This window comes from Antarctobacter heliothermus (assembly GCF_900188425.1).
Classification (GTDB): Bacteria; Pseudomonadota; Alphaproteobacteria; order Rhodobacterales; family Rhodobacteraceae; genus Antarctobacter; species Antarctobacter heliothermus.
The window spans coordinates 1-14,136 of record NZ_FZON01000079.1; the positions used below are offsets into that span (position 1 = coordinate 1).

Sequence of the window (14,136 nt, forward strand, 5' to 3'; positions counted from 1 at the left end):
CCGGAGCGGGCGTTCAGGTGATAGTCGCCGATCCAGGCCTGGGTGGCGGAAGCGGCCGAAGCGGTCATTGCGGCGGCGGCGATGAAGGCGGAAAGAATGAACTTTTTCATGGTGTTGATCCTTTGATAAAGTCTTTGATCTGAGGGCTGTTTTGGCTTGGCTGCGGGTCTTTGGGGTCTTCGTATTCTGTGACCTCAATCTAGCGGTTCGGGGGTCGGCCCATAAGTCAGGCATACCTGACGGAGGTATTCCCGACCCTTGGTGACGTGCCAAATCCAGACCTGCGGGCGCTTGAAGGCCTGGGGGGAGCGCTCTAGTGTCCGGGGCAACAATGCGGAGGCGGGCATGGCAGAGAAACGCAAGCTGTTTGAAGAGGTGGGCGAAAAGGCGCAGGCCCCGTCCAGGCCGTCAGGGGGCATGATCGACGCAGGCAAGCGTGGCGCGCGCGGGGCCGTGCGGGTCTGGCTGATGCTGCTGTTTGCACTTGTGGTGGTGATGATCGCCGTCGGCGGGCTGACCCGGCTGACGGACAGCGGGTTGTCGATCACCGAATGGCGTCCCGTGACCGGCGCGCTGCCCCCGATGAATGCAGAGGCGTGGGGGGCCGAGTTCGAGAAGTACAAACAGATCCCGGAATACCAGCTGCAGAACGCGGGCATGACCCTGTCCGAGTTCCAGTTCATTTATTGGTGGGAATGGGGTCACAGACAGCTTGGCCGGGTGATCGGTCTGGTCTGGGCGATCGGTTTCTTTGGCTTCCTTGCGGCAAGGGCGATCCCGCCGGGCTGGACCGGGCGGCTGTTGGGCCTTGGCGTGCTGGGCGGCCTGCAGGGGGCGATCGGCTGGTGGATGGTGTCGTCCGGGCTGGGCGGGGACCGGCTGGATGTGGCGTCCTACCGTCTGGCGACGCACCTTGGGCTGGCTTTTGTCATCCTCGGGTTCATCGCGTGGTATGTGTACCGCCTGACCTATGAGGAACGCGCGCTGATGCAGGCGCGGCGCAGCGCGGAGCCCAAGCTGTTTTCCATGTCCACCGGTCTGCTGCACTTCAGCTTTTTGCAGATTCTTCTGGGCGCGCTGGTGGCCGGGATCGACGCCGGGCGCAGTTACAACGACTGGCCGATGATGGGCGGAGAGCTGTTTCCGTCAAACGCACTGGACCTGGAACCGCTGTGGCGGAACTTCTTCGAGAATGCCGGCATGGTGCAGTTCATCCACCGCATTGCGGGTTACCTGTTGTTGGTCTTTGGTATCATCGTCTGGCGGCGCGCGCGCCGGTCGCCTAACCGCGATACGCGCTTTCGTTTCAATGCAGTCCTTGCCGCCTTGCTCCTGCAAGTTGCGCTGGGTATCGTCACGGTTGTGTATACTGCCCCGTGGCACATCGCGATCCTGCATCAGCTGGGGGCGGTGATCCTTTGGGCATTGATCTTGCGGGCGCGCTTTGCCGCGCGATACCCTGCACCACAAAGTATAAGAGGGACGGCCTGAATGGGTGTGTACGAAGAGTTGATGGCGTTCCAGCGCGATACAGAGGCGCTGGCGCAGGTTGCAGGGCGTCTGAGCTGGGATCAGGAAACCATGATGCCGCGCGGCGCGGCAGACCAGCGCAGCGACGAACGCGCGGCGATGGAGGCGGTGCTGCACCAGCGCCGGACCGATCCGCGTGTCGGCGATTGGCTGGCGGCGATTGCCGAAGACGGGCTGGATGCAGTGGCCCGCGCGCAACTGCGCCACATCCGCCGCAGCCATGAACGCGCGGTCCGCGTCCCCGAACGGTTGGCGTCCGAGATCGCGCGTCTGGTCAGCCGCAGCCATGTGATCTGGGCTGAGTCGCGCGCCGATGACGATTTTGTAGGCTTCGCGCCTGTCCTGAAAGAGGTGATCGCCCTTCGTCAGGAAGAGGGGGCGGCGCTGGCTGCGGGCGGTGACGTCTATGACGCTCTGCTCGAGGACTATGAACCGGGTGCCAAGGCGGCTGATCTTGAGGCGATGTTCGGGGCGTTGCGCCCGCGATTGGTGGCGCTGCGCGAGGCGGTGCTGTCGAAACCGCAGCCCCATGGACTGTCCGGCACGTTTGACGAAGGCGGCCAGATGAAACTGGCGCGCCTGCTGGCCAAGACCTTTGGCTATGACATGAAACGCGGCCGCGTGGACAAGGCGGTGCATCCGTTCAGCTCTGGCTCGGGTGACGATGTGCGGATCACGACGCGCACCATGCCCTTGGAGCCTTTCAACTGTTTCTATTCGACCATCCACGAGGTCGGCCACGGCTGCTATGAGCAGAACATCGACTCGCAGTACCGGCTGACGCCGCTGGGGGCAGGGGTGTCGATGGGTGTGCACGAAAGCCAGAGCCGCATTTATGAAAACCAGCTGGGCCGTTCCCGCGCCTTCACCGGGTGGCTTTACCGTCAGTTGCGCGATACCTTTGGTAACTTTGGTATCACTGATGAGGACGGGTTCTATGCCGCCGTAAACCAGGTCCGGAACGGCTATATTCGCACCGAGGCGGATGAGTTGCAGTATAATCTGCACGTCCTTTTGCGGTTCGATCTGGAACGGGCGCTGATCTCTGGCGATCTGCTGGTCGATGATCTGGAGGCGGCGTGGAATGATCGGTTCAAGGCCGACTTCGGCTTTGCCGTGGACAAACCCTCTGACGGCGTGTTGCAGGATGTGCATTGGTCCGCCGGTCTGTTCGGCTATTTCCCGACCTATTCGATGGGCAATGTCTACGCCGGGTGCCTCTACAAGGCCTTGCGGGATGCTGTTCCCGATCTCGACACGCAGTTGGCTGAGGGCGATACCTCGGCTGCGACGGGCTGGTTGCGGGACAACCTGCAACAATACGGCGGGCTGTATACGCCGCGCGAAGTCATCGAAAAGGCCAGCGGCAGCGCCCCGACCGAAGCGCCTTTGCTGGACTATCTCGAAGACAAGTTCTCGGCTTTGTACGCGTTGTAAGTTCCGCGCCTTCATCCATCCAACAGCGCTGCAATAGCGGCGCTGTTGGATGGATGTCTTTCATGCTCTGCCGATCGGACACAATCGCCACCAGCCGCAGACCAATGAGCTCAACCGTCTGTAAAGATAAAGTTTTTGCGCGCGTCTTCCAGGGCAGACAGACCACGGTTGATGGCGGGGTTTGCCCGGTTGACCAACCGTGTCACCTGCGGCTCAAGCGCGGCTCTGTTGTCGGCCTGCGACAGCATCTCATAGGCCTGATCAAAATCGTCGGACTGGCTACGATACACCTCTGCCAAAGCCCGGGTTTCGGCCAGCAGTTTGGCGCGTCCCGGTTCGGGGTCCTCGTCAGCAAGACCTGAAACTAGGGCAGTCAGTTCCTCGGCGCGCTTGGACATGCTCCTGCCGCAGGTTTCACTAAAAAACAGGGCTACATTTTCGGTGGTTTCGGGCTGCGGGTAGTTGCCCGTCGTCAGGCCAATCATCCAACCGGCGCATTCCTGTGAGGTGCCATCAATCCCATTGATGGCTTTGATCAGCTTGTTGGCGTCGGCCTTTCGGTCGTTCTGGGCCTCTATGCGCTGGTTCTGTTGGTACCGCTCATATCGGGCATAGAAAAAAAGGACTCCCACGCCGAAGGCAACAAATGCCAGAACAAGAGAAAGTACACGCATAGAAGTCCTGTTTGGTCTGTCTGATCAATCCTGTTCGGATGCTGCTACATCACCATCCTCTGCCTCATCGCCCTGATCGGCGATCCAGGCGACGGACACAACGGTTTCACCCGCGCCGGTGTTGAACACCTTCACACCGCCAGCACTGCGCGACCGGAATGAGATCCCGTCAACGGGCACACGGATCGACTGACCCGTTGAAGTGGCCAGCATGATCTGGTCGTCCATTTCGACCGGGAAAGAGGCCACGATCTCACCGCCGCGCATGGATTTCTCCCATGCGGTGACACCCATGCCGCCGCGCCCGCGGACGGGGTAGTCATGGCTGGACGACAATTTTCCCAGTCCCTTGGCCGTGATGGTCAGCAGCAGGTTTTCCGCCGCAGACATCTGGGCATAGCGTTCTGGCGGCAACTGGCTATTGGCGTTGCCCTCTTCTTCGTCGGGCGTTTCCGCATCGTCGGCAAGCCCGGCCATGGCGCGGCGCATCTTGAGGTAAGAGGCGCGCTCATCGGACTCGGCCTCAAAGTGACGGATCACCGACATTGACACGACCTCATCGCCATTTGACAGGCGCACGCCACGCACCCCGGTGGAATTGCGAGAGTTGAAGACCCGCACCTCGGGCACCGGGAACCGGATCGCGCGGCCGGAATTTGTCACCAGCATCACGTCGTCATCCTCAGAGCAGATGCGCGCGTTGATCAGACGGGTGTTCTCATCATCACCCTCGAACTTCATCGCGATCTTGCCGTTGCGTTTGACGTTCGTGAAATCCGACAGGAGGTTGCGCCGGACGGACCCCTTGGAGGTCGCAAAGACAATCTGGAGATCGTCCCAGTCCTCTTCGGGGCGGTCTACCGGCATGATGGCCGCGATGGAAACCCCTGTTGGGATCGGCAGGATATTGACGATGGCCTTGCCTTTGGACGTGCGACCGCCCAGCGGCAGGCGCCATGTCTTGAGCTTGTAGGCCATGCCATCGGTGGTGAAGAACAACAATTGCGTGTGGGTGTTGGCGACAAACAGCGTGGTGACCACGTCGTCGTCCTTGGTCGCCATGCCCGACAGCCCCTTGCCGCCGCGTTTCTGCGCACGGAAGTCGGCCAGCGCGGTGCGTTTGATATAGCCGGACTGGGTGACGGTGACGACCATGTCCTCACGCTCGATCAGATCCTCGTCTTCCATATCGCCGGCCCAATCGACAATATTGGTGCGGCGCGGCACGGCGAATTCATCACGGATCGCGCGCATCTCATCGCTGATGATTGTCATGATCCGGTCGCGCGACGACAGGATGTCGAGGTAGTCCTTGATCTTGCCGGCAAGGTCTTCCAGCTCGTCGGTCACTTCCTTGACGCCCAGTTGGGTCAGACGTTGCAGCCGCAGTTCAAGGATCGCGCGGGCCTGGGTTTCGGACAGGTTATAAGTGCCGTCCTCGTTCGCCTTGTGGGTCGGATCGTCGATCAGCGCGATATAGGGCAGGATCTCTCCGGCGGGCCAGCGCCGTTCCATCAGCCGGGTGCGCGCCTCTGGCGCATCGGCGGAGGAGCGGATGGTGGCAACCACCTCATCGACGTTCGACACCGCCACGGCCAGACCGCACAGGATATGCGACCGCTCGCGCGCCTTGCGCAGCAGATACGCGGTCCGGCGCGCTACGACTTCTTCGCGGAAGTCGATGAAGGCGCTCAGAAAGCCGTAAAGCGTCAGTTGCTCGGGCTTGCCGCCGTTCAGCGCCAGCATGTTGCAGGCAAAGCTGACTTGCATGGGCGTAAATCGGTACAGCTGGTTCATCACCACCTCGCCGGTGGCGTCGCGTTTCAGCTCGATCACGACGCGCACACCGTCACGGTCGGATTCGTCCTGAACGTGGGCGATGCCCTCGATCTTCTTGTCGCGGGCGGCCTCGGCGATGCGTTCGATCATCGTCGCCTTGTTCACCTGATAGGGAATCTCGTCGATGACGATGGCGTAGCGATCTTTGCGGATCTCTTCGATCCGGGTCTTGGCCCGGATGATCACGCTGCCACGGCCCTCAAGATACGCCTTGCGCGCGCCAGAACGGCCAAGGATCACGCCGCCGGTCGGAAAATCCGGTGCGGGGATGTATTCGATCAATTCTTCGATCGACAGGTCCGGGTTTTCGATCAGCGCCAGCGTGGCGTCGATCACCTCACCCAGGTTGTGCGGCGGGATGCGGGTCGCCATGCCGACGGCGATGCCCTCGGCGCCATTGACCAGAACGTTGGGATAGCGCGCGGGCAGGACCGTGGGTTCCCGTTCCTTGCCGTCATAGTTGTCTTGAAAATCGACGGTGTCCTTGTCGATATCGGTCAGCAGCGCCAGCGCGGATTTCGCCAGCCGCGATTCCGTGTAGCGCATCGCCGCCGGGCTATCGCCGTCCATCGAGCCAAAGTTGCCCTGACCGTCGATCAGCGGCAGGCTCATGGAGAAATCCTGCGCCATGCGCACAAGCGCGTCATAGATCGCGCTGTCGCCGTGCGGGTGATAGTTGCCCATCACCTCACCAACTGATTTCGCGGACTTCCGATAGCTTTTGTCGGGCGTGTAACCGCCGTCAAACATGGCATACAGGATGCGCCGGTGCACAGGTTTCAGGCCATCGCGCAGATCGGGAATCGCGCGGCTTACGATCACGCTCATCGCGTAGTCGAGATAGCTGACCTTCATCTCGTCTTCGATCGAGATCGAAGGGCCGCGATGTACGGGGCGCATTTCGTCTTCGTTTTCAGGGGGTTCTGGCGTGTCGTTCACGAAATGAGCCTGCTGCTTGTTCTGCCATATCTTGTTGAGGCGCTTATATCAGAGACTATCTGTAGGGTGCAATGGCAGCGCGAAAGACGTTCATTGGCAGCCATCGACCATCAGTGCTAACACACTGTTTTTATTGAAAAGTAAAGATTTGCTTGGCAGCATTTACCGGCGAGCTGACATCAAGAGGTAAAAACCGATGCAGGAGTCTGAAACAGAGCTGATGCTCAAGGGCTACGGGCTGACCACGGCCGAGTTCTTTTACCACATGCCCGACTACGCGCATGTCCTCAATACCTTCATCTGGCAGGAGTACGATCTGGCGCCGGATCACCCCAAACTCTTCGAGTTTATCGAATTCTGGCAAGATGAGATCGAAGGGCCGCTTCATTCGGTCCGGTTCACACATCGCAAGATGATCTCGGCCGGGGAGTGGCGCAATATGGTGGGCGAGTTCCGCTATCACTGAAACGCGTTGCGACTGATCGCAAGCGACAGAGAGGCCTGGCCCCTCTGTCGCGGGTCGGATCAGGGAATGATGCGGGTGTATTTCACGCCTTCCAGCGTTGCGCCGACGCGCAAACCGGCCTGACCAAAGATCACGGCAATCACCGGAGCAAGCGACGTGGTGGTTTCCGCCGCCAATGTCTCACCGCGTTCAAGAACCGCGTATTCCAGGTTTGCGCCCGCCGCAAAGCCGGGCGACCGGCGGAACGTCTGCAGCGCCTCGTCGGTCATGAAGAACAAGACATGCGAATACTGCTGCGCGCCGATCTGAAGGCCGCCACTGGCCTTGGCGACGGAATAATAGTCCACAGTCGCGCCGCCAACACGCAGCGCGCCACGGCCGTAACCACCACCAAAGCCCAGCCCGGCCTCTGTCACCACCGGCATGACCAGCATGCCAACGGATTTCGCAGACAGGTCGCGGGTCGCGGGATAGTCGCTGTACAGTCTCGACAGCGTCTGGTCGACGCGGGCATCGATCCGCGCATCACCGTTGCTGCCAACGCCGTTACAAGCGCCCAACAGGGCGGTCGCGCCCAAGCCAAAGGTCACGTTTCGTCTGGTGAGTGTCATGGGTCCGCCTGTTCGTTGAAATGCCTCATGGTCCGGCTTTTTGCCGGTTGCGCCGCAATATAGTTGGAGAGACAAGTGTTGTCACGACATCTTGTGGTTTCTCGGCGGCGCCTTGCCGCGCGTCAATCAGCCGTTCAACAAACGCGCCGCAGCAGGAGCAAAATAGGTTAGCACGCCATCACAGCCCGCGCGCTTGAAACTGGTCAGGCTTTCAAGCATGGCCTTGTCGCCGTCGATCCAGCCGCGCTCACCCGCGCCCGCGATCATCGCGTATTCACCGGACACCTGATAGGCAAAGGTCGGTGCGCCGAACATCTCATGCGCGCGGCGGCAGATGTCCAGATAGGGCATCCCCGGTTTCACCATGATCATGTCCGCGCCTTCGGCCAGGTCGCGTGCAATCAGGCGCATCGCCTCGTCCGAATTGCCAGGGTCTTGTTGATAGGTCTTCTTGTCGCCCTGCAAGGCACCGCTAGCACCCACCGCATCACGGAATGGCCCGTAAAAGGCCGAGGCGTATTTCGCCGCATAGCTGAGCAGCAGCACGTTCTGGTGACCGGCGCCCTCAAGCGCGGTTCGCAGCGCGCCGATGCGCCCATCCATCATGTCCGAGGGGCCGATGATGTCAGCGCCAGCGTCAGCCTGGCTGAGCGCCTGCTTTACCAGAGCCTCGACCGTGCGATCATTGACGATCTCGCCATTCTCGACAAAGCCGTCGTGCCCGTTGATATTGTAGGGGTCCAGCGCCACGTCGGTCATGATGGCGATATCCGGCACCGCCTGTTTGATCGCGCGCGTGGCCCGGTTGGACAGGTTGTCGGGGTTCCACGCCTCGGCGCAATCCTCGGTCTTGAGGGCGGGATCGGTGTAGGGAAACAGGCAGATCGCCGGAATGCCAAGCGCATGCGCCTCTGCCGCAGCCTCCACCACCTTGTCCACCGACAGCCGGTTCACACCGGGCATGGAGGTGATGGGTTCCACCACGCCCTCCCCATCGCGCACAAAGACCGGCCAGATGAAATCGGCGGGGGAAAGTGTGGTTTCCTGCACCAGTGCGCGGAGGGCGGGCGTGCGGCGCAACCGGCGCAGGCGTGTGGCGGGGTAGGGGGCAAGGGTCGGTTGCATCTGTGTGGTCCTTCTCGGCGTTACCTTTGGGTGACACGGAAAAACGCAGGCGACAAGCCCATTGCAGACCCGGCAGGTGCAGGCCATAAGCAGATCGCTGGGGATAAAACAACCGGGAAGAGAACAGGCATTGGACTGGTACAGCACCGTTTTCGAAGTCATCGACATGCGGTCCTTTTCGAACCTCTGGTTCTGGGTCATGCTGGCGGTGCTTTGGTCGTCGACCAGCCACTGGGTGTTGGGCGTGCCCTATGACATGGTCGCCCGCGCACGGCGCGCAGGCGGGCAGGCAGCGCAGGATCTCGAGGATCTGGTGCGGATCAATACCAATCGGCTGCTCTTCATCGTCGAGGAATCGGGGCTGTGGATCGTGGCGATCGGCTCTGCCTTTCTTAGCGGGACAGCCATCCTTGGCTTCTACTACTGGGTGGAATTCGCACAGGCCGTGTTCCTGCTGGCCTTTCCCATGATGCTTGTCGGGCTGCTCAGCATCAATTCTGCCCGGCGCATTCAGGCAGGCCAGAACGCGGGTGAGGCGCTGTGGCGGCGGTTGCGCCTGCACCGGATGATCACGCAGTTCATCGGTGTGTTGTCGATCTTTTGCACCGCGCTCTGGGGCATGTACATGAACCTGACGGTTCTTGCCTTCTAATCGACCCTGTGCGCGGTTGACGCGGCGCGTCCGGCGCGCCATTTGAGCGATCATGACAGAACAGCGGATCATCATGGGCGGCGCGCCCGAGGGCTATGACGCCCGTCTGGTGCTGCGTGAGGTGGCGCGGGCCAAAGGTCCGGTGATCCACATCGCGCGTGACGACAAGCGGCTGGCGGCCATGCGCGATGCGCTGGCCTTTTTTGCGCCTGAGATGCCGGTGATGGTGTTTCCCGCCTGGGACTGCCTGCCGTATGACCGAGTGTCTCCCAATGCCGACATTTCGGCGGCACGCATGGCAACACTGGCAACGCTGGTGCATGGAGGCCCGACGCATTTTGTGTTGCTGACCACGCTGTCCGCCGCGATGCAGTTGCTGCCCGCGCGCGACGTTCTGCGCGAGGCGGCCTTTGCTACGCGGGTTGGTGATCGGGTGGATGAGGCCGGGTTGCGTGCCTTTTTGGTGCGCATGGGCTTCAGCCAGGCGCCCACGGTAACGGAACCTGGTGACTACGCGGTGCGTGGCGGCATTATCGACATCTTTCCGCCGGGGGATGGCGGTCCGGTGCGGCTGGATTTCTTTGGTGACGTTCTGGATGGCGCGCGGCGGTTCGACCCGGTGTCGCAGCGGACCACTGAAAAGCTGGATGTGGTGGAACTCGCCCCCGTCTCCGAGGTGATCCTGGACGACGCGGCGATCACGCGGTTCCGGCAGAACTACCGGATCGAGTTTGGCGCAGCGGGCACCGATGATCCGCTGTATGAGGCGGTCAGCGCGGGGCGCAAGCATCAGGGCGTCGAACACTGGCTACCGTTCTTCCATCAACGGCTGGAGACGTTGTTCGACTATTTGCCCGGCGCGCCGGTTGTGATGGACGATCAACTGACGCCCTCGCGCCTGTCGCGCTGGGACAGCATCGCCGATCAGTTCGACGCGCGCCGTCATGCCATGAGCCAGAAAAAATCACTGGGCAGCACGGTTTACAAACCGATCCCGCCCGAGTCCCTGTATCTGGACGATGACGCCTGGTCCGCGGCCCTGGGTGCGCGGCGCGAGGTGCAGTTTCATCCACTGCCGCAGGCCACCGGCCCCGGCGTGGTGGATGCGGGTGGCCGTATCGGTCGCAATTTCTCGCCCGAGCGACAGCAAGAAAACATCAGCCTTTTTAGCGCCTTGGCGGACCATGTTAAGGCGTGTCTGCAGGACGGGCCGGTTGTCATCGCCTCATATTCCGAGGGCGCGCGCGAACGTCTGACCGGCCTGATCGAGGATGAAGGTCTGGCAGAGTTCATCCCCGTTGCCAATGGCACCCGGATCGGCAAACGCGGGCTGCATCTGGCGGTCTGGCCGCTGGAGGCTGGGTTTGTCGCGCCTTGGGAGGCTGGGAACGACAAGGCGCGCCTGACAGTCATTTCCGAACAGGACGTGCTGGGCGACCGGCTGATCCGCCAACCTAAGAAACGGCGCAAGGCCGAGAACTTCCTGACCGAGCATCAGTCCCTGTCACCCGGCGATCTGGTGGTGCATGTGGATCATGGCATCGGGCGCTACCTGGGGCTGGAGGTGGTCACGGCGGCAGGGGCTGCGCATGAATGCCTGCTGCTGGAATATGCCGAAAGTTCAAAGCTATACCTGCCGGTCGAGAACATCGAACTGCTGTCCAGATACGGCCACGAAGAGGGCCTGCTGGACAAACTGGGCGGTGGCGCGTGGCAGGCCAAGAAGGCTAAGCTGAAAGAGCGTATCCGCGAGATGGCGGACCGGCTGATCCGCATCGCGGCTGAACGTGCCTTGCGCAAGGCCCCGGTCATGGACCCACCGCCGGGCGCGTTTGAATCCTTTTCCGCGCGCTTTCCTTATCAAGAGACAGATGACCAGCTAAAGGCCATCGAGGATGTCATGTCCGACATGCATTCCGGCCAGCCGATGGACCGGCTGATCTGCGGTGACGTAGGCTTTGGCAAGACAGAGGTCGCCATGCGCGCGGCCTTTGTCGCGGCAATGTCCGGCGTGCAGGTCGCGGTGATCGCACCCACCACGCTGCTGGCGCGCCAGCACTACAACAGCTTTGCTGAGCGGTTCCGCGGTTTTCCCTTGCAGGTTTCGCCCCTGTCGCGCTTTGTCGGCACCAAACAAGCGGCGCTGACCCGCGAGGGCATTTCCAAGGGCACCGTAGATATCGCCGTCGGCACCCATGCGCTGCTGGCCAAGGGCATCCGGTTCAACAATCTGGGTTTGCTGATCATCGACGAGGAACAGCGCTTTGGCGTCCAGCACAAGGAACGGCTAAAGCAACTGCGGTCCGACATTCACGTCCTGACCCTGACCGCCACGCCAATTCCGCGCACGCTGCAACTGTCGCTGACCGGGGTGCGCGATCTGTCGATCATCGGCACGCCCCCGGTGGACCGGCTGTCGATCCGCACCTATGTCAGCGAATTTGATCCGGTGACGATCCGTGAGGGACTGCTGCGCGAGCATTATCGTGGCGGGCAATCCTTTTTCGTGGTGCCGCGCCTGACCGACCTGCCAGAGGTCGAGGTCTTTCTGAAGGAACAGGTGCCTGAGGTGTCCTATGTCATCGCCCACGGCCAGATGGCGGCGGGGGAACTGGACGACCGGATGAACGCCTTTTACGACGGCAAATACGATGTGCTGGTGGCCACAACCATCGTGGAATCCGGACTGGACATTCCCACCGCCAACACAATGGTGGTGCACCGGGCCGACATGTTCGGCCTCAGCCAGTTGTACCAGATCCGGGGCCGCGTCGGTCGGTCCAAGACCCGCGCCTATGCCTATCTGACCACCAAACCGCGCGCCAAACTGACCACCACCGCCGAAAAGCGTCTGCGCTTGCTGGGCAGTCTGGATACGTTGGGGGCCGGGTTCACGCTGGCCTCGCAGGATCTGGATATTCGCGGGGCTGGCAACCTGCTGGGTGAGGAACAGTCCGGCCAGATGCGCGACGTGGGCTATGAACTGTACCAATCCATGCTGGAAGAGGCGATTGCCAAGATCCGCGCCGGCGAGATGGAGGGCCTCTCCGAAGCCGACGACCAATGGGCGCCGCAGATCAATCTGGGTGTGCCAGTGCTGATCCCCGAGGCCTTTGTGCCCGATCTGGACGTCCGTCTGGGTCTGTATCGTCGCCTGTCCTCGCTGACCACCAAGGTGGAGCTGGAAGGCTTTGCCGCTGAGTTGATTGACCGTTTCGGCAAGCTGCCGCGTGAGGTCAACACGCTGTTGCTGGTGGTGCGGATCAAGGCGATGTGCAAACGCGCCGGCATCGCCAAGCTGGACGGCGGGCCAAAGGGGGCCACGATCCAGTTCCATCAGGACAAGTTCGCGTCTCCCGAGGGGCTTGTGGCCTTCATCAAGGCTCAGGACGGGTTGGCCAAAGTGAAGGACAACAAGATCGTGGTGCGCCGCGACTGGAAGCGCGACAAGGACAAGATCCAGGGGGCCTTTGCCATCGCGCGCGACCTTGCGGAAAAGCTCGTGACTGAAAAGAAAAAGGCCAAGACCTGAAAGCCGCTGGGGGATCCGGCATGTCCCGTTTGACTGATTCAGCGCAGGGGTTTTGCATTGGCCCGGGTCACCGGGTCTGCCGTGCCGTGGGACAGCGGTCGGATTTGGCCCAGCAGGCCCTGTTGGCAACCTGAGGAATACGCTTTGGTGATGTTGGACGCACCCGAGTCGGGGGCTCCGAGTGCTGATCCACGGAAATTGTCGAGATCCACAGAATGGCCAATCTCGTGCCAAAGAAGACGATGTCCCGGTCAATTCGTTGTGAATTGACAGCCAGTCTTGTTTCCGGATGCTATCGGCGTAGGCGCAACGTGCGAAGCTGAGAGAGCGCTGAACGATGGAAAGCCACTAGTGCCACGAGGCAAGCCGAAGCCGTGAGCGCCGCAAAAGTCATCTGCTGGACACTATGGTCGACGAAGAGCGGGTTCCGTCGTCGGAGTCATGTCATACCGACGATGCACCGTGCGAAACCTCTGGTCCAATAGCCGATGGCACGGGCCTTCAACCAAGGAGTGTCCGAGTTCTGGGTCTGTATCATCGGACTGAGAGGCAACCTTTGTTGGAATCCCGACCGGGACGGTTGAACTCGGTCACCACCAAATTTACGCAACCTGGGCGATCATTTATTCCAAAAAACGATACGCGCAAAGGTTGATCTTTGTATCAGCCTTTGTATGGCGCTTTGACCAATGAAAGAGGTGCAAAGCTGGCTGGCCGATCCACATGGATTCACATATTCCGACGGTTGAAATGTAACAAGGGTTTGTCAGATTGGTGAAAATTCGGACAAAAATGATCCCTACGCGACAGTAGATGATTCTAAAAGACATCTTCCAAAATATTGATATGATGCAATATTTTGCGATCTGAACGCCCGCGCTGGCCGTTTCTTGCATACCTGGTTTGCAATATTAGCAAGGGGAGGCCGAAGCGCTTGAAATTATGCAAATTTTTTGTCCGGCACGGTTCGACTTTGAGAGTGCCTGCTTGACCCCGGCTTATTCATCCAAATCAGGGGAAATAGCTGGCGTGCCCGCGAAAGCTTTGTAGAATCAAGCTGCTAGACAAAATCCGACAGCAGCCATCGGAGCACGCCATGGGTGAAACGCTACAGCCGGTCGCCACGAGCTTCAACAGGTCCCTGCGCGTCGAAAGCCGTGCCGAGCGGCTGACCGGTGATGCCGGTGCCGTGGTGCTGCGCGAGATCATGGAGCGCAGCGGCATCGTCGAATGGATGGTCCCGCAGCTGACCGATCCGCGGCGTCAGGAAGATGTCGTCCATGACCTCGGCTCGCTCATCCGGACCAGCGTGCTGCTCGCCGCCCAGGGTT

Annotated in this window: 10 protein-coding genes; 6 read left to right on the top strand and 4 right to left on the bottom strand. The window is 60.9% G+C overall.

Annotation, left to right across the window (positions count from 1 at the left end; translation table 11 throughout):
• The first annotated feature begins 345 nt into the window (after positions 1 to 345).
• Complete coding sequence (ctaA, locus tag CHB90_RS23525; protein WP_089280199.1) at positions 346 to 1,491, top strand: heme A synthase; 1,146 nt, start codon at positions 346 to 348, stop codon at positions 1,489 to 1,491.
• On the top strand, positions 1,492 to 2,967 hold the full coding sequence (locus CHB90_RS23530; protein WP_089280200.1) for a carboxypeptidase M32: 1,476 nt from the start codon (positions 1,492 to 1,494) through the stop codon (positions 2,965 to 2,967).
• 110 nt (positions 2,968 to 3,077) lie between these two features.
• Here the strand turns inward: CHB90_RS23530 and CHB90_RS23535 are convergent, their stop codons facing one another.
• Both CHB90_RS23535 and gyrA read right to left on the bottom strand, forming a co-directional pair.
• Positions 3,078 to 3,641: a hypothetical protein gene (locus CHB90_RS23535; RefSeq protein WP_089280201.1), complete on the bottom strand. Its 564-nt coding sequence runs from the start codon at positions 3,639 to 3,641 to the stop codon at positions 3,078 to 3,080.
• Positions 3,642 to 3,665: 24 nt separating this feature from the next.
• Positions 3,666 to 6,419 (bottom strand): DNA gyrase subunit A, encoded by a 2,754-nt coding sequence (gyrA, locus tag CHB90_RS23540; protein ID WP_170941171.1) that lies wholly within the window; start codon positions 6,417 to 6,419, stop codon positions 3,666 to 3,668.
• Between the two features lie 196 nt (positions 6,420 to 6,615).
• On the opposite strand from gyrA, the gene CHB90_RS23545 reads away from it, so the two are divergent.
• Positions 6,616 to 6,885, top strand: coding sequence for an usg protein (locus tag CHB90_RS23545; protein WP_089280202.1), 270 nt, complete (start codon positions 6,616 to 6,618; stop codon positions 6,883 to 6,885).
• Between the two features lie 59 nt (positions 6,886 to 6,944).
• Here CHB90_RS23545 and CHB90_RS23550 read toward each other — a convergent pair whose 3' ends face one another.
• On the bottom strand, positions 6,945 to 7,496 hold the full coding sequence (locus CHB90_RS23550) for a lipid-binding SYLF domain-containing protein (protein ID WP_089280203.1): 552 nt from the start codon (positions 7,494 to 7,496) through the stop codon (positions 6,945 to 6,947).
• 126 nt (positions 7,497 to 7,622) lie between these two features.
• Positions 7,623 to 8,621 (bottom strand): porphobilinogen synthase, encoded by a 999-nt coding sequence (hemB, locus tag CHB90_RS23555; protein ID WP_089280204.1) that lies wholly within the window; start codon positions 8,619 to 8,621, stop codon positions 7,623 to 7,625.
• A gap of 130 nt (positions 8,622 to 8,751) precedes the next feature.
• On the opposite strand from hemB, the gene CHB90_RS23560 reads away from it, so the two are divergent.
• From CHB90_RS23560 to CHB90_RS23570, 3 genes are all read left to right on the top strand, one after another.
• Entirely contained in the window at positions 8,752 to 9,273 is a 522-nt protein-coding gene (locus CHB90_RS23560; protein WP_089280205.1) for a component of SufBCD complex, read from the top strand.
• A gap of 52 nt (positions 9,274 to 9,325) precedes the next feature.
• Positions 9,326 to 12,805, top strand: coding sequence for a transcription-repair coupling factor (gene mfd / locus CHB90_RS23565; protein ID WP_089280206.1), 3,480 nt, complete (start codon positions 9,326 to 9,328; stop codon positions 12,803 to 12,805).
• Between the two features lie 1,096 nt (positions 12,806 to 13,901).
• On the top strand, positions 13,902 to 14,136 hold a 235-nt coding region (locus CHB90_RS23570; RefSeq protein WP_212591645.1), incomplete at its 3' end, for a transposase.

Coding starts and splice junctions, on each gene's coding strand:
- CHB90_RS23550 (WP_089280203.1), bottom strand. CDS start 7,496: ATGACACTCACCAGACGAAACGTGACCTTTGGCTTGGGCGCGACCGCC.
- hemB (WP_089280204.1), bottom strand. CDS start 8,621: ATGCAACCGACCCTTGCCCCCTACCCCGCCACACGCCTGCGCCGGTTG.
- ctaA (WP_089280199.1), top strand. CDS start 346: ATGGCAGAGAAACGCAAGCTGTTTGAAGAGGTGGGCGAAAAGGCGCAG.
- mfd (WP_089280206.1), top strand. CDS start 9,326: ATGACAGAACAGCGGATCATCATGGGCGGCGCGCCCGAGGGCTATGAC.
- CHB90_RS23545 (WP_089280202.1), top strand. CDS start 6,616: ATGCAGGAGTCTGAAACAGAGCTGATGCTCAAGGGCTACGGGCTGACC.
- CHB90_RS23535 (WP_089280201.1), bottom strand. CDS start 3,641: ATGCGTGTACTTTCTCTTGTTCTGGCATTTGTTGCCTTCGGCGTGGGA.
- CHB90_RS23530 (WP_089280200.1), top strand. CDS start 1,492: ATGGGTGTGTACGAAGAGTTGATGGCGTTCCAGCGCGATACAGAGGCG.